Genomic DNA, 14,707 nt, shown 5'->3' on the forward strand with positions numbered 1-14,707 from the left:
AGGGGACAGCTTGAGCACCGATTTGAAGTCCTACCTGGTGGCCGTGGCCACCCAGCCAGACCTGTACAGTGAATTTGTCCTGGACCCGCGCGGCGCCGCCGAGCGGGCCGGGCTGTCCGCCGATGACGTGGCAATACTACTGAGCCGCGACCAGAATCTGATTTACACCAGCCTGCGGGGTGAACCTACCCCGTGACTGACATTAATAACGAACAGCTCATTGTGGTCGGCACGGGCATTCGTGCGACTGGCCAACTCACGATTGAGACCATTGCCTGGATTCGAGCTGCAGATAAAGTGCTGTATATCACCGCTGACCCGGTGGCGGAGGAAGTGATTCGCTCCCTCAATCCGGACGGCGCAGAGTCGTTGATGGATCTTTATGGCTCGGACAAACTGCGGCTGGATACCTACGCGGATATCGTCGAGCGCACTATGAACTATCTGCGCCAGGGCCTGCGCGTCTGTATGGCAGTCTACGGCCATCCAGGTGTCTTGGCCATGTCAACGCATGAGGCCGTGCGCAAGGCCCGGGCGGAAGGCTACAGTGCAAAAATGCTGCCGGCAGTGTCCGCAGCCGATTGTCTGTATGCCGACCTGGGTGTGGATGAATTCGGGGGCTGTATATCCTACGAGGCCACCGACTTTCTGCTGAATCTGCGCGCCATTGATCCGGCCTGTCACCTGATTTTGTGGCAGATCGGCGGCGTGGGTGTGCTCACCTACGAGACGCACCATTATCCGCTGGTCGGGTTGGAGCGCCTGACCCAGAAGCTGATGGCCTATTACGGCCCCAATCACCCGGTGACGCTCTATGAAGCGCCGCAGTTTGCCGGCGTGGACCCTATCATCGGCACAGGCCCCCTGTGCCAGCTACCCCATAGTTCGCCCACGCCCAACGCCACCATGTACATCCCCCCGCTGGCCAAACCCCAGCCGGATACGCAGGTGCAATGGGAACTGGGCATGCAGACCCAGGTAACGGCATGAGCAAACACTTGACCGTTGATCGTATCTACGACCAACCCAACCTCAGCGGCTACGCCATCGACGATATTAGCTGGAGCCCGGACGGGTCGTTGCTCACTTATCTCCGTGAAGCTGATAGCGGTACCGAACTGGTAGGCTATGATCCGGCTGCTGACACGCACCGGGTGCTCTTCGACTACTGCCGGCTGGAAGCACCGGGTGTCTGCATACACGCGGACCAGGCCGCGGCCCATAATGCCCGCAGCGAGGGCTGGCACCGCCGGGTGCAGGCGGCGGGCTATCAATCCTATACCTGGTTCCCCGACGGTGAACGAATTCTTGTCGTGGAAGCCGGTGCAGCACCTTGTGTTCTGCACCTGGCGTCTGATCTGCTCGTGCCCGTTAGCCGGGCCGGCGCCAGTATTCGAGACACCTGCGTCTCTCCGGATGGCCGTTACGTCAGTTACTGCTTGGGTTGGGACCTGTATATGAGGGACCTGGCCACTGGCTGGGAGATTCCGCTGACCACCGGCAGCAGTGAGCGATATCGTTCAGCGACGCCAGACACCATGGGCGATGTGCTTTCAGGCATGGGCCACTGGTGGTCGCCGGATGCCAGTCAGATTGCCATTCTGGAAACCGACGAAAGCGGTGTGCCAATGTTCTGGTATGCCGACCTCATGTCCTCTGATGGACAGAATCGCCCGGAGCGTTTCCCGCAGCCCGGTGACAATATTCCGCTGATGGCCCTGAAAGTACTGGGCCCTGAAGGGTATCGTTATATTAACACCCGGGCCTGGGCGGGTGACTACCTGGCGCGTGTTATGTGGCTGCCTGACTCGCGCCATCTCGCCCTGCAGATGTTAAGCCGGGACCACAAACGCCTCGACCTTGTGATTGCCGACAGTCTGACCGGGGTGACCTGGACTATTCTCACGGAGACCGATCCCTACTGGGTGAATGTAGCCGATGACCTGCGCTTCTTCTCTGATTCCAGACGTTTCCTGTGGTCATCTGAGCGCGACAGCTATCGCTATCTGTACCTGTACGATATTGACGGCAATGAGCTACTTCAGCTCACCGACGGGCCTGAGGCCAGTGTTGCTGTCAATCAGCTGGATGAGGCCGGCAGCGCTGTTTATTACGTGGTGTGGCCTGACCCCTACACCGAAGCGCAGGTGAAGCGGGTGCGTTTCGCCGAGAAAAAAGGCAGCTACCGCGTGCTGGGTGCCGAACAGCTTACCGCCGCGGGGGAATCGCATTTCGGACATATCTCGCCGGATTTTCGCTTCTTTGCCGATATCAATTCCACCGCAGTGCGCCCGCCCCGGCTCGACTTGCGTGACATTGAGGGCAAGGCGCTGGCTGTGGTTGAAGCCAATGCCTGCGAGGCACTGGCCGACTATGGCTTGCGCGAGTTCGAATTTTTCAGCCTGCCCGCCGCGCAATTGGGCATCCCCTCCGACGATATGCCGCTGCAGGCGAAATTGCTGGAGCCGGCGAACATTGAAAAGGGCAAGCAATACCCTGTCATTGTGTATATCTACGGTGGCCCGCTGCCCGGTGGCTTTGGCCTGGCGCGCAACGTCATGAACTATTGGCGCCCGGTGCCCGAGTTGTGGCTGCAGATGATGGCGCAGAATGGCTATGGCGTGTTTTCACTTGATAATCGTGGCTCTAACGCAGCCCCCGCGGGCACGACTGGGAAACGCCGATTTATCAGCAGTTGGGTCATGTGGAGCTGCAAGACCAGCTGGTAGGCGTGGATTACCTCAAAAGCCTGCCCTGGGTAGACCCCGATCGGATCGGCATTATCGGTGGCAGTTTCGGCGGCTTTATGACGCTGAATGCGATGCTGCGCACGGAAGGTGCATACAGTACGGGTGCCGTTTATGCCCCGGTGACAGACTGGCGCGAATACGATTGTGTGTACACGGAACGCTATATGAACCTTCCTGCCTGCAACGAGTCGGGCTACACCGAAACCGCGATTCCCCAGTATGGTGATCGGTTGGACGGCGATTTATTGCTAATGCATGGTGCGGCCGACCCGAATGTGCATCTGCAGCACTCAATACAACTGGTTAATCAATTGATTCAGGACGGCAAGCGTTTCCAGATGATGCTTTATCCGAAGCAGGAGCATATGTCGTTCTTTGGTATGGGCCAGAGCCCGGCCCGACTGTGGACGCGCATCACTGACTTTTTTGAAGAGAAGCTGTAGCCCGGCGGGCGGGTGTGGCAGCTGATAATTAATCGTTAACCCTTCGAGGTTCTGAAAATGGCACAGAAGAAATCAACAAAGAAAGAAGATACAAGCCCTATGGATCCGTTCCGCGAGGCCTATGACGCGTACCTGGAGTCGGTGCGTGAGCAGGCCCGCAAATCACTGAAGGTGTATCTGGACGCCACCCAGAAAGCCTGGAAAGAAACCGATACCAGTGAATTGACCGACGTTGACCTGGCTGTGATAGCCCAGCAATCGATGCTGGTCGCTTCAGGTGGTGCCATGCAGCCGGGCGCCCCGGGTGTCCCCGCCAGCCCATTTATGGCCTCGCCCGCGAGTCCGTTCATGGCCTCGCCTGCCAGTCCATTCATGGCGTCTCCGGCAAGTCCGTTCATGGCCTCGCCTGCCAGTCCATTTATGGCGTCTCCGGCAAGTCCGTTCATGGCGTCGCCCGCGAGCCCATTCATGGCGTCTCCGGCAAGTCCGTTCATGGCGTCGCCCGCGAGCCCATTCATGGCGTCTCCGGCAAGTCCGTTTATGGCGTCGCCCGCGAGTCCGTTCATGGCGTCTCCGGCCAGCCCGTTTATGGCGTCGCCCGCGAGCCCGTTCATGGCGTCTCCGGCAAGTCCGTTTATGGCGTCGCCCGCGAGTCCGTTTATGGCGTCTCCGGCTAGTCCATTTATGGCATCGCCTGCGAGCCCGTTCATGGCGTCTCCGGCTAGTCCATTTATGGCATCGCCTGCGAGTCCGTTCATGGCGTCTCCGGCAAGTCCGTTTATGGCGTCGCCCGCGAGTCCGTTTATGGCGTCTCCGGCTAGTCCATTTATGGCATCGCCTGCGAGCCCGTTCATGGCATCTCCGGCCAGTCCGTTTATGGCGTCGGCTGACGGCAGCCCCTGACCCTGGAGTCCTGATCGGTGGTACGTATTCGCAGGGCCAGATCCCTGGTAGTGACTTTTGCCGGGCAAGCCCAGTGGTGCGCAACTTTATGTATCAGCAGCCCATGCCGGTAGACGGCTTCACGCTGGAGTTGCTGTCTCGCACCGACGATTGGCAGTTGCCGCAGGGTCTGCATGCGCTATATCCGGCCACGCCCCCGGCAACCGTTGATGCCTATCTACATGGTATGACAGAGCACGGCCTGCTGGTAATGGAGCACACCGAGGCCGCGCAACTGGACATGGAATATGAGGCTGCCTGGGCCTGGGATACGACGGCGGGTCTGTACCATTTCGGTATTCAGGATCCACCGTGGCTCGACCAGGATCAATCCGCCCAGTGGATGCATCATATCGCCGCCACCCAGCCAGCAATTCCCCAGTTCACCAGTAATGAAGGCCTCGAGCATGTTGCGCCGATGGCCCTGCCTGAAGTCGAAGGCGGCCTGCTCGCGACAATGAAGGCGCGGCGCAGTGTGCGCACTTTCCTCCCAGAGCCGGTCACTGCCAATGCACTGCGAGATTGTCTCTATGCAGGCATGGGCGTGACGGGATTTCTGGATACCCAGATTCCCGGTGAAGATCCGCATCTACCGCTGACGATGACGCCTTCGGGTGGGGCTCGCAATCCCTACGAGGCCTACGTGTATGTGCGCAATGTCGAAGGGCTGCAGCCCGGTATTTACCACTACAGTGCGCTTGATCACTCGCTGGGGCTGGTCGCGCCGCATCTGGCGGTGGATACCACGGCGCTATTCGCCCAGCAGGATTGGACGGAGACCGCAGCGTTCGCCATTTTACTCGTCGCAAATTTCGAGCGCAGCAGTTGGAAGTACCCCCATCCCAATGCGTATCGCGTTGTGCTGATGGAGGCCGGGCATATCGCCCAGAATATGTTGCTGGCTGCCACCGAACTCGGGCTCGATGCCGCGCCCACCGGGGCGGTATCCGACAGTGTTGCGCGGCAGTTGCTGGGTTTGAACAGGGTTCGCCAGGCGCTGGTATATGCGGTGTTTGTCGGCCATGGCGACCCGCAGGCGTTTGAGCGCACCCAGTTTACGCCCTTCGAACCGCGGGGCGTTGAGTCGGTCTAGAGAATAGGCAGGGGTAGTCCCGCCGTGGTGCCGTTGGAGCGCCGGGCCAACTCGATGGCCGGCATGCCGGGCCGCGCCCAGATCGCGTGATAGCGCGGATGGCGGCGAATATCCTCAGGCATTTCGAGGCCGCCCTCTGACAGCACGTAGGGTAGGCTGCGGTTGGCAAAGAAGCGCTCGCCCTCGGCAATGCGTTCCAGCAGGTCAAGGGCTTCATCGAGTCGTCCGACGCGGGCGAGGATGGCGGCATCCAGCGTGAACAGGGTGCTCACCTCGCGATCTGAGAAGTCCGCTTTCTCCCAGAATGCCTGACCTGAATCCTGCCCCAGTACCCGGTCCATGTAAGCGATCAGGTATTCCTGGTGGGCGGTGGCGAAGCCTGCGGAGCCGAGGGCACTGTAGACCTCGATGAGGGTGTCGCGGGCGCGCTGAATCTCCTGTTCATCTGCGGCATGCAGAGCTGCCAGAGCAGCGCTATAGGCGATAACCCACTGGTTGGGGCTACAGTCGGATGCGGTACAGGAAGCCACTTCCGTCAGGAGCAGATCCTTGTAGCGGTAGTCGCCGAATGCGGCCGCATACAGAAATTCGTGGCGGCTGTAGGTGTGGTTCAACGGGTCGGCCAATGAGGCCTGGCGGATGGAGCGCATGGTGAGGGCTTCATCGCCTACCGCAAAGTAGTACTGAGAGGCGGTGTAATAGGTGAAGCCATTGGACACTTCTGCGGCTTCGGCCCGCTTGAGGTATTCGTAAGCCCGGGGCATGTCGATGGCGCGGTTGGTGTGCCAGTACACCAGTGCCGCCAGGGCGCGGTGGCTGCGCGGGTCGAGTTCCAATGCCCGGTTAAAGGCGTCTTCCACGGAGTCGATGTAGGTGCCCGCGGGGAAGTGAGGCGCAAAGCTTCTGCCGCTCAGGGCCAGGGCCATGGCGTAGGCCGCCCAGCCATCGGCAAAGTCCTGGTCCTGCTCAGTCACCATCATGAACTTCTCAATGGCTGCCTGCCGGTGCCCGGCCTGATCGCGAGTCCACCAGTAGTCGAGGCCGCGCAAATAGTCTTCATAGGCCTGGGGGTGAACCTCATTGGCTGCGGCACGGCCCTCGCCCCCGCCAACGCCGAGCCGAATCTGTAATACGTGGGAAATTTGACGGACGATCTCATCCTGAACCTGAAAAATATCTTCCGATTCGTTTTCATAGGTTTCCGACCACAGGTGGAAGCCATCGCTGACGCGAATCAACTGTGCGGTCACCCGCAGACGATTTCCCGAGCGCCGCAGCGACCCCTCCAGTACATGGTTCACCCCCAACTGCCGACCCATTTCCCGCAAATCCAGATCCTGCTCAGCGATGGCAAAGGCAGACGTGCGCGCGGCCACCTGCAGGCGTGGCAGTTTTGCCAGCGAATTGAGTAACTCTTCCGCCAGGCCCTCGCCGAAGTAGGCGTCTGCCTCGGCATTGCTTAGGGCCGCAAAGGGCAATACGGCAATAGACTCTTCGGTGGCGTTGCTTTCGTTACTGGATGTTCCTGCGGAGATCGAAGCCAGCGTGCCTGCGGGGGTTAATCGATCCGCGACCAAAAGCCCGAGTGCCACCATAAGTAGCACCAGAAGCACAAATGTGAGGGTGCGGGACTGCCCCTCCCGCGGTGAAAAAAATGACATCATCGATGGGAAACTGAAAATCTGATCAAATTATAAGCCAGATTGTTGCCAATGTGTCACGCGGCAAATTCAGTATTGGGGCTCGCCGCCGTGCGTGCCGAGGTAGTGCGAAGACGGAGCGGGCGGTTCGTCCAGCTGCTCTGCAAATTCATAGAGTCGCTCGTACCGGGTTTCGCGAATCTGCCAGCGCCCATCTTCTTTGACATAGCGATCCCAGTAGAGCAGCGTGCCGGTAGTGTAAAAGCCGAGGTTCATTACCCAGAACTTGTCTTCCAGGTACCAGATACCGGTGGCTTCGGTCTCTGACAGCATCTGGATTTCCGGATGGTGGCCGTGGTGCTGGGTAATGGCCTGCTTGCTGAATGCGCCGCCAATGCTCTCAATATAGGCATCCCTGTTGTCGAACTGCCAGTGATAATTGCCTCCCTTGAAGTCCACCACAAGATCGCGGTGCAGCAAGGTCGCAAGCTCAGCCAGGTTGGCGGTATCAATGCAGCGGAAATAGGCGTGCTTGAGCTGACGAATTGCCTCCATATCCATGAGGCGCTGGATGTCCTTGCGCAGCTCTTCCACGCCACCGGTGGAGGCCTCCAGCGGGATGCCATCGGCAATACCCATGGTGTCTTTGTTCAGCAGTTGTCTTTCGTCGCTCATGGCGGGTCCTCCGTTGTTGCCCCTGAGTATAGCGGCGCCTGTGGGCTGGCTGGTTGTCTTTAGCGGTCAAAAGCCTTGATACAGTCAACCAGATGGAACGCCGAGTTTGGGAGTGTTAGCATGGCGCCCGGAGCTTCAGGGGAGATTCATGCCAGGCATTTTTCGATACGGGCTGTCGCTATTGATGGCGGTTGCATGTATGCCTGTCCATGCAATTAATCCCGTGACCGAAATCGCCACCGGCGATATTTCCGCGGGTACCCTGGGCCTGGGTTTTGGCTGGCGCTTCGGCGATAGCCCTTACCGATATATCGACGACATTTCCTCCAAGGAAACGGAAGAAAATTCCGACATCCTGCCGTTTTATTACTATGAGGGAAAATACCTGTTCGCGCACGGTAGTACGGCCGGTGTACACCTGTTTGACGATGGCACATTCAGTGCAGATGCGCTTATTGCCTACCGCTTTGACCGGCTGGAGCCCGAGCGCAATGACTACTATGAAGGCGTGGAGGAGCGTGAGCAAAGCCTGGATGGCGGCTTGCGCGCCAGTGTGCGCGGTGACTGGGGTAAGGTCACCGTTACCTGGTTGCAGGACACCCTCGATCACCACAATGGTGAAGAGTTCGATCTCACTTATCGTTACAATTGGTTCAGCGATCGCTGGACGGTTTCGCCCTTTGCCAGCTATGTGCACTGGGATCGCAGCCTGACCGAATACTATTACGGTGTGACACCCGCCGAGGCCCGCGAAGACCTGCCGGTTTACCAGCCGGGGTCGTCGACAATCTGGCGCGCAGGCGTTAACACCACCTATCGCTGGTCGAAACGCCTGCGGCTGTTTGCCAATGTTGCTGTCGATGCGCTGGATGAGGAGGTGCAGGACTCTCCACTGGTGGGCGATGACTATACCACCAGTGCGATGATTGGCCTGGCCTATGCCTGGGGTAACCTGATCGAGGATGACCAGGCGGGCAGACGTGACCCGGAGCGCGCCGGCGAGTGGAGCTGGCGCGCAAACGCCGGTTACACCGCAGAGCATACCTTCCATGCGGTTCACCGCGGTGCGATCAAACAGAACGATAATGTCGAGACCTATCTAGCGGGGCTGACGCTGAGCAAACTGGCACTGAACGGCAAGCGCCTGGATGTATGGGGGCGGGTGTCACTGAACCGGCGCCTCGAGAAGGATTACCAAGAGGACTTCTGGGAGATAAATCCCTATCTGATGCTCATGGGCACCGGATATTCCCCCTGGAGTAATCGTGAGCTATTTCGCTACGGCTTCGGCTACGGATTTTCCTATGCGGACAAGATTCCCGCGGTGGAGCAGAGCAAGCAGGAAAAGCGCGGCAAGAACAGTTCCCATTTCCTGAACTATCTCGAGGCGACCCTGGATTTCCCGTTGCGCAATTTGTTTGGCGATCGCGGCTGGTGGCGCGACTGTTACAGCGGCCTCACGATTGTGCATCGCTCGGGTATTTTCGCCAGGGTGGATATCCTCGGCAATGTTGATGGCGGATCGGACGTACTTACCGGCCACCTGGAGTGCAAGCGATGACATTGATTTTGCGCATGTGGTTACTGGCCCTGGCCCTGTCTGGATGCGTTACGCAGCCGATGGTCTACGACGAGGAGCGCGCCGCCGCTACCGAGGCGGCGATTACAGCCTTTCAATCCCGTGAAGAGCTGACGCGGTTTTTTGACGAGGCAGTGGCCTACGCTGTGTTTCCCGGCAACTGGCGAGCCGGCAGCGGATTCGGCGGCGCCTTTGGCAATGGCTGGTTGTTCGAGGGCGGCGAGTTGACCGGGAGAGCGCTTATGGTTGAGGCCTTTGTTGGCCCAAACCTTGGCGTGCAGTCTGATCGCAAGATTCTGTTCTTTCGCACCGCCGACGTGTTGAATGAGTTCAAACGGGGCCGGTTTGAGTTTACCGGCCAGGCCAATGCGGCTGCCGCCACCTGGGGCAGGGCAGTGACACCGGGATACAACCCGGACGTGGCTATGTTTGTCGAGGTAAGGGGCGGTTTGTTACTGGAGGCCAGTGTGGGCACCCAGCGCTACGATTACTTTCCGCTGTCGTCGGACGCAGCGACGCCATAAAGCGTAAAAGCAATGCGAATCTTTCTTATTGTCAATCTCAAGTGATTGATTTATAAGGAAAAATTGACGTATCCGTCATTCGGGTCTACACTTTCTCCATCAAACGTAACCGCCGGCTCTTGAGTCGGCATTTTGTTATCTGGAGATCACTATGAAAGGCAATGCCGAGGTCATCGCTTACCTCAACAGGGTGCTTACCCTGGAGCTGACGTCCATCAACCAGTATTTCCTGCACGCCCGCATGTTTCGCAACTGGGGCCTGGAGGAGCTGAATGAGAAGGCCTACAAAAAATCCATCAAGGATATGAAGCAGGCGGATGATCTCATTGAGCGCATTCTGTTTCTCGAGGGCCTGCCCAACCTGCAGCACCTGGAAAAGATTCGGATTGGCGAGCACACCGAGGAGATGCTCAAGTGCGATATGGATTTCCAGATGGAGCAGCTCACGTTGCTGCGCGAAGCCATCGCTTTCTGTGAAGACAGCCAGGACTACGTCAGCCGCGACGTGCTGGAAGACATCCTCGGCTATGAGGAAGGGCACGTCGACTGGATCGAAGCACAGCAATACCTGATTGAAAACTCAGGTATCCAGAATTACCTGCAAGCAAAAATGTCGGACGACTGAGGGAGATTGAATCATGCAAGGCAACGATAAAGTCATTGTAGAGCTGAACAAACTGCTCTCGTTCGAACTGGCCGCCATGGACCAGTATTTCATTCACTCGCAGATGTACGACGACTGGGGTCTGAGCAAACTCTACGAGCGGATTTCGCATGAGTTCGACGACGAGAAGTCTCATGCCAAGGCCCTGATAGAGCGCATCCTGTTCCTCGAAGGGACGCCTGACATGGTGACGCGCGAGCCGATCAATGTCGGTAAGGACGTGCCGGCCATGTTGCAGAGCGATCTCGATGTTGAGTTCGGCGTGGGTGCTGCGCTGAAAACCGCGATCAAGCTATGTGAGGAAGTGCAGGATTACGAGACCCGCACAATTCTGGAGAAACTGCTGGAAGACACCGAGGTGGATCACACCTGGTGGCTCGAGAAGCAACTTGGCCTGATCGAAAAGGTTGGGCTGCAGAATTACCTGCAGTCGCAGATGGAATAGGTCCTCTGTAGCGCAATGCCTTTAGAAGGGCCGCCCGAGGGCGGCCTTTTTTGTGGTTGGGTATTCAGGCGGTTTTAGCGGAAGGTGCCGCGAACTGAGCCGAGATCTCGGCGCAGTAGATTTTGGAGGTGCTGTGCTATGAAGGACGACGATGTCGAACTGGCCCTGTCCGCGACGCTGTTGTCGCGCCTCTTGCGCGAGGGCGCGATAGTGGCAAGCGACTTTCGCTGCCTGAATCGTGCTTCAGATGAGGCAACGCGTGTTGCGATCAAGGAGAGCTTGAAGCGGCGCAGATAGCGCCGCCCCGGATTCCCGATCAGCTTTCGACGAACGCGCGCTCAATTACGTACTCGCCGATCTCGCCATTGCGGGTTTCACGAAAGCCCCGCTCGTCCAGCCAGGCACACAGTTCCTTGAGCATGCTTGGGCTGCCGCAAATCATGAATCGATCGTCCTCAGGGTTCACCCGCGGCAGGCCGATGTCACCCTCCAGCTTGCCGATTTTCAGCAAATCGGTCAGGCGGCCGTTGTTGACGTATTTTTCTCGGGTCACTGTGGGGTAGTAAATCAGCTTGCTGCGTACATCCTCGCCCAGGTACTCATGCTCCGGCAGGTGCTGGGTAATCAGTTCCTGATAGGCTAGTTCCTCCACCTCCCGGCAGCCGTGGGTGAGAATCACCTTGTCATAGGCTTCGTAGATTTCCGGGTCTCGGATGATGCTCAGAAAGGGCGCTAGCCCGGTGCCCGTGGCAATCAGGTAAAGGTTTTTGCCCGGCAGCAGGTTGTCGGTTTCCAGGGTGCCGGTGGCCTTGCTGTTGACCAGCAGTTCGTCGCCCGGCTGGATATTTTGCAGTTTGGAGGTCAGCGGGCCGTCGGGTACCTTGATGCTGAAGAATTCCAGCTCGTCCTCGTAATTGGCACTGGCCAAGCTGTAGGCCCGCAGCAGGGGGCGACCTTCGTGCTCCAGGCCAATCATGGTGAAGTGGCCATTCTTGAAGCGAAAGCCCTGGTCGCGGGTTGTCTTGAAGCTGAACAGGCGATCGGTCCAGTGGTGAACTTCGGTAACCTGTTCTCTCAGCAGTGATGCCATTGTTAGTCTCCTTGGAATAGTCGCGGTAGCGGCACTTGCCCGCCCCGTTGTGTCTGAATGAGCATCACGATACGGCTTAACAATATATTCGTGAAACAGATATAATCGATGTAAGTTATCGGTTTTATAGATATGAAATACACCCTTCGCCAATTGCAGGTCTTTCTCGCCACGGCCCGCCTGGAAAATATCAGCCGCGCGGCGGATACGCTGGCGATGTCTCAGTCAGCGGCCAGTGGTTCGCTTAAGGAGCTGGAGCAGCAGTTCGATGTGCAGTTGTTTGACCGCGTGGGCAAGCGGCTACAGCTGAGTGAACTGGGCAGAGAAATTCGGCCACAGGCAGAAAAGCTGCTCGCTCAGGCTCAGTCATTGGAAGCGGCGCTGGCGGGCGCAGAGATACCGGGAAGCTTGCGCCTCGGCGCAACGCTGACGGTTGGAAACTACCTGACCGTTCCGATGATTGCTGATTTCCGTGAGCGACACGCCGGCGCCGATCTTTCACTGCATGTCGCCAACACCAGCGAGATTGCGGCCATGGTGGCTGACTTCGAGCTGGATATCGGCATGATTGAAGGCGAGGTGAATCATCCGCGCCTGCAGACGCGGCACTGGCGCGAAGATGAGCTGCAGGTATTTGCTGCGCCGGGACATCCACTGGCCGGCAAGCGCAGAGTCAGTGATGCGCAATTGCGCGAGCAGAAGTGGATTGTGCGCGAACCTGGTTCGGGTACGCGGCAAACATTTGACCGAGCGATGCACGGCTTACTGCCTGACCTGGAGATCAGTATCGAGCTGCAGCACACTGAGGCCATAAAACGTGCAGTTGAGGCGGGCCTGGGTTTAGGATGCTTGTCGCGGATTAGTTTGCAGGAAGCGTTCAAGCGAGGTTCGCTGGTGCCCGTGCATGTGCCACAGCGCGATTTTCGCCGTCAGCTCAATCTGATTATTCACCGAGACAAATTTCACGGAGCCGCTCTACAGCAATGGCTGGCCCTGTGTGAGCAATACAGCGATTAATGCGAGGTTAATGTGTTTTTTAAAGGACCGAAGAAAGCCCCGACGCAGGTGACGTTTTCGCGAGCGCTACGCCATCTGGTGGTGTTCCAGTTGAAGCTGGGCGCCGATGCGCTGCGCGATCTGTTGATGAGCCCACTCAGTATCGTGGTATTTCTGATCGACGCGGTGCGCAAGCCGAGTCTGGAGAACAGTCTGTACGTGCAGCTCATGCTGGTGGGCAGGCGCTCTGATCGTTTCATCAATCTATTCGACGAGTACAAGGACCAGGGTCACCACACCATGGACGAGGCGATTGAAACGCTTGAGCGGATTGCCGCCGACGCCTCCGAAAGCGTAGATGCGGCAAAGGATCCCTGGAAGCGCGACTCCGAGCGTTAACGGGTTGCAAACGCCCAGAACGCGGTCTCTTTCCCGTCAGCGGGGAGGTGCTAGGCAGTCCCGCGATGTTTGGTTGCAAACCGGATGACAGTTTCACCGATGATCAAGGTCACAATAACACCGCCGACCACTGCCCAGTCGAAACCGGCACCGGGTGTGTACAGGAACAGGAAAATCGAGATGGCCAGTACCACAATACACAGCCCGGCGGCGAGCCTAGCTGCGCCGGAGCCACCGGGTACCCGATAAGGGCGGGGGTGATCTGCATCGACCCTGCGCATTTTCAAAAACGCCAGCATCATGCCCTGGTAAGGCAGCAGGAAAATCACCGCAGAGAAGGCAAACAGTGACCAGAACAAATCCTCGTTGCTGCCGGACATGAAGCCATACAGCACTAGGCACAGCGTGCTTACGAGGCCCATCAGTACAGCGGCGCCGATCGGTGTGCCGCGTTTGGCATCTTCAATGCCGAGTACACGGGGCAGCTCACCTTCCTGGGCCGCCTCGGCTGCTGCGCGGTTACAGCCCATGGCCCAGGTCACTCCGTTGGAGAAGAAGGTGAAGAGTGCACCAATACCCAAACCCAGCACCAGAGCGCTGCCGAGGGCGCTACCGCCGAAGAACAGGTCGAGCGTATCAATGAGTCCTTCCACGAGATTGATCTCACCCGCCGGGATGGCTGCAAGCACCGCGATGGTGCCGAGAATGTACAGAGCGATAATGATGGTGCCGGAAATGAAAATAGCGCGGGGAACGTCGCGTGCCGGGTCTTTCATTTCGTCGCTGCCGGCACTGACCAATTCAAAGCCCAGCATGCCGTAGATAATGGCGGGAATATACTGGGCGCTGCTGCTCCAGTCCGGTTTCATGGTTTCAAAGGTCAGTGGGTTGGCCATGCCCGAGTCGAGAATATGGAAGCCGGCACCGACGATAATGGCGACGAATATAGCGACCTTGATGATGGCGCCGATGTTCGGCACCCACTTGCCCAGGTCCAGGGTGACCACATTCATGGCCACGGCTATCCAGGTGAGCACAATGCCCATGCCAATCTGCCAGGCCATGCTCAGATCCGGTGCAAACATCTGGGCATAGACGCCCGCGAACAAGATGTAGATCGCCGGAATCCACACCGCCGTGTTCACCCAGTAACACCAGGTGGCCCGGGAGGCCCAGCGCCCGCCAAAGGCGTCGCGAATCCAGGCGTAAATACCGCCCTGCTCAGGGTAGGCGCAGCCCATCTCGGCGCAGATCATGGCAAAGGGCACGAAAAACAGCACGCCGAGAATCAGCCACCAGGAAACACTGGATGCGCCTACCGATGCCGCCGCGGCCAGGGTGTCTGCGAGAAGAATCGCAGACACGGTAAACAGCACCATATCGCGCAGTTTTAGAGTTTTGGTATGGGTGGCCGTGTCCGACATGGTTGTTGTTATTCCCCGGATAAGCGAGCAGGCGTCGCGGTAC

17 protein-coding genes are annotated in these 14,707 nt (G+C 58.3%); 12 read left to right on the forward strand and 5 right to left on the reverse strand.

Features of this window, described 5'->3' with window-relative positions:
• Positions 1-10: 10 nt before the first annotated feature.
• The 4 genes from BST95_RS19615 to BST95_RS04630 are packed head-to-tail and all read left to right on the forward strand — an operon-like array spanning position 11 to position 3,193.
• A complete protein-coding gene (locus BST95_RS19615) occupies positions 11-196 on the forward strand; it encodes a hypothetical protein (protein ID WP_066049011.1) in 186 nt (61 codons plus the stop codon).
• Positions 193-990, forward strand: a complete 798-nt coding sequence (locus BST95_RS04620) for an SAM-dependent methyltransferase (RefSeq protein ID WP_084201044.1) — start codon at positions 193-195, stop codon at positions 988-990. Before BST95_RS19615 ends, BST95_RS04620 begins: the two co-directional genes overlap by 4 nt.
• Positions 987-2,729, forward strand: a complete 1,743-nt coding sequence (locus BST95_RS04625; protein WP_169843853.1) for a S9 family peptidase — start codon at positions 987-989, stop codon at positions 2,727-2,729. Before BST95_RS04620 ends, BST95_RS04625 begins: the two co-directional genes overlap by 4 nt.
• Complete coding sequence (locus tag BST95_RS04630) at positions 2,705-3,193, forward strand: alpha/beta hydrolase family protein (RefSeq protein WP_240500261.1); 489 nt, start codon at positions 2,705-2,707, stop codon at positions 3,191-3,193. Before BST95_RS04625 ends, BST95_RS04630 begins: the two co-directional genes overlap by 25 nt.
• Before the next feature lie 119 nt (positions 3,194-3,312).
• On the opposite strand, the gene BST95_RS04635 is transcribed toward BST95_RS04630, so the two are convergent.
• Positions 3,313-4,047, reverse strand: coding sequence for a hypothetical protein (locus BST95_RS04635; protein WP_084198347.1), 735 nt, complete (start codon positions 4,045-4,047; stop codon positions 3,313-3,315).
• A gap of 137 nt (positions 4,048-4,184) precedes the next feature.
• Between BST95_RS04635 and BST95_RS04640 the strand changes: the two genes are divergently transcribed.
• Positions 4,185-5,228 (forward strand): SagB/ThcOx family dehydrogenase, encoded by a 1,044-nt coding sequence (locus BST95_RS04640; protein ID WP_157114452.1) that lies wholly within the window; start codon positions 4,185-4,187, stop codon positions 5,226-5,228.
• On the opposite strand, the gene BST95_RS04645 is transcribed toward BST95_RS04640, so the two are convergent.
• Positions 5,225-6,892: a hypothetical protein gene (locus BST95_RS04645; RefSeq protein WP_084198349.1), complete on the reverse strand. Its 1,668-nt coding sequence runs from the start codon at positions 6,890-6,892 to the stop codon at positions 5,225-5,227. The two genes, BST95_RS04640 and BST95_RS04645, sit on opposite strands and share 4 nt — an antisense overlap.
• A 66-nt stretch (positions 6,893-6,958) precedes the next feature.
• Positions 6,959-7,543 carry a nuclear transport factor 2 family protein gene (locus BST95_RS04650; RefSeq protein ID WP_084198350.1) on the reverse strand — a complete coding sequence of 195 codons (585 nt, stop codon included), beginning with the start codon at positions 7,541-7,543 and terminating at the stop codon, positions 6,959-6,961.
• Positions 7,544-7,691: 148 nt separating this feature from the next.
• On the opposite strand from BST95_RS04650, the gene BST95_RS04655 reads away from it, so the two are divergent.
• From BST95_RS04655 to BST95_RS19620, 5 genes are all read left to right on the forward strand, one after another.
• Positions 7,692-9,104 (forward strand): MipA/OmpV family protein, encoded by a 1,413-nt coding sequence (locus tag BST95_RS04655; RefSeq protein ID WP_084198351.1) that lies wholly within the window; start codon positions 7,692-7,694, stop codon positions 9,102-9,104.
• The gene (locus BST95_RS04660; RefSeq protein ID WP_084198352.1) at positions 9,101-9,646 is read left to right on the forward strand and encodes a lipid-binding SYLF domain-containing protein; all 546 of its coding nucleotides are present in this window, start codon (positions 9,101-9,103) and stop codon (positions 9,644-9,646) included. The genes BST95_RS04655 and BST95_RS04660 overlap by 4 nt, the downstream gene beginning before the upstream one ends.
• A gap of 151 nt (positions 9,647-9,797) precedes the next feature.
• A complete protein-coding gene (gene bfr, locus BST95_RS04665) occupies positions 9,798-10,271 on the forward strand; it encodes a bacterioferritin (RefSeq protein ID WP_084198353.1) in 474 nt (157 codons plus the stop codon).
• Between the two features lie 13 nt (positions 10,272-10,284).
• Positions 10,285-10,755, forward strand: a complete 471-nt coding sequence (gene bfr, locus BST95_RS04670; protein ID WP_084198354.1) for a bacterioferritin — start codon at positions 10,285-10,287, stop codon at positions 10,753-10,755.
• A 138-nt stretch (positions 10,756-10,893) separates the two neighbouring features.
• A complete protein-coding gene (locus BST95_RS19620) occupies positions 10,894-11,052 on the forward strand; it encodes a hypothetical protein (protein WP_156507662.1) in 159 nt (52 codons plus the stop codon).
• Positions 11,053-11,071: 19 nt separating this feature from the next.
• On the opposite strand, the gene BST95_RS04675 is transcribed toward BST95_RS19620, so the two are convergent.
• On the reverse strand, positions 11,072-11,845 hold the full coding sequence (locus tag BST95_RS04675) for a ferredoxin--NADP reductase (protein ID WP_084198355.1): 774 nt from the start codon (positions 11,843-11,845) through the stop codon (positions 11,072-11,074).
• Positions 11,846-11,977: 132 nt separating this feature from the next.
• Between BST95_RS04675 and BST95_RS04680 the strand changes: the two genes are divergently transcribed.
• On the forward strand, positions 11,978-12,862 hold the full coding sequence (locus tag BST95_RS04680) for a LysR substrate-binding domain-containing protein (protein ID WP_084198356.1): 885 nt from the start codon (positions 11,978-11,980) through the stop codon (positions 12,860-12,862).
• Between the two features lie 48 nt (positions 12,863-12,910).
• The gene (locus tag BST95_RS04685) at positions 12,911-13,240 is read left to right on the forward strand and encodes a hypothetical protein (protein ID WP_229801759.1); all 330 of its coding nucleotides are present in this window, start codon (positions 12,911-12,913) and stop codon (positions 13,238-13,240) included.
• A 50-nt stretch (positions 13,241-13,290) separates the two neighbouring features.
• On the opposite strand, the gene BST95_RS04690 is transcribed toward BST95_RS04685, so the two are convergent.
• Entirely contained in the window at positions 13,291-14,664 is a 1,374-nt protein-coding gene (locus BST95_RS04690) for an APC family permease (RefSeq protein WP_084198357.1), read from the reverse strand.
• Positions 14,665-14,707: the final 43 nt, after the last annotated feature.

The sequence above is a fragment of the Halioglobus japonicus genome (genome assembly GCF_001983995.1).
In the GTDB taxonomy this organism is placed as follows: domain Bacteria; phylum Pseudomonadota; class Gammaproteobacteria; order Pseudomonadales; family Halieaceae; genus Halioglobus; species Halioglobus japonicus.

What these genes read in the sequence shown, in the direction of transcription:
- BST95_RS04640 (WP_157114452.1), top strand. Translation starts at nt 4,185, where the DNA reads ATGTATCAGCAGCCCATGCCGGTAGACGGCTTCACGCTGGAGTTGCTG.
- BST95_RS04650 (WP_084198350.1), bottom strand. Translation starts at nt 7,543, where the DNA reads ATGAGCGACGAAAGACAACTGCTGAACAAAGACACCATGGGTATTGCC.
- BST95_RS04690 (WP_084198357.1), bottom strand. Translation starts at nt 14,664, where the DNA reads ATGTCGGACACGGCCACCCATACCAAAACTCTAAAACTGCGCGATATG.
- BST95_RS04675 (WP_084198355.1), bottom strand. Translation starts at nt 11,845, where the DNA reads ATGGCATCACTGCTGAGAGAACAGGTTACCGAAGTTCACCACTGGACC.
- BST95_RS04680 (WP_084198356.1), top strand. Translation starts at nt 11,978, where the DNA reads ATGAAATACACCCTTCGCCAATTGCAGGTCTTTCTCGCCACGGCCCGC.
- BST95_RS04625 (WP_169843853.1), top strand. Translation starts at nt 987, where the DNA reads ATGAGCAAACACTTGACCGTTGATCGTATCTACGACCAACCCAACCTC.
- bfr (WP_084198354.1), top strand. Translation starts at nt 10,285, where the DNA reads ATGCAAGGCAACGATAAAGTCATTGTAGAGCTGAACAAACTGCTCTCG.
- BST95_RS04660 (WP_084198352.1), top strand. Translation starts at nt 9,101, where the DNA reads ATGACATTGATTTTGCGCATGTGGTTACTGGCCCTGGCCCTGTCTGGA.
- BST95_RS04655 (WP_084198351.1), top strand. Translation starts at nt 7,692, where the DNA reads ATGCCAGGCATTTTTCGATACGGGCTGTCGCTATTGATGGCGGTTGCA.
- BST95_RS04645 (WP_084198349.1), bottom strand. Translation starts at nt 6,892, where the DNA reads ATGATGTCATTTTTTTCACCGCGGGAGGGGCAGTCCCGCACCCTCACA.
- BST95_RS19620 (WP_156507662.1), top strand. Translation starts at nt 10,894, where the DNA reads ATGAAGGACGACGATGTCGAACTGGCCCTGTCCGCGACGCTGTTGTCG.
- BST95_RS04635 (WP_084198347.1), bottom strand. Translation starts at nt 4,047, where the DNA reads ATGAACGGGCTCGCAGGCGATGCCATAAATGGACTAGCCGGAGACGCC.
- bfr (WP_084198353.1), top strand. Translation starts at nt 9,798, where the DNA reads ATGAAAGGCAATGCCGAGGTCATCGCTTACCTCAACAGGGTGCTTACC.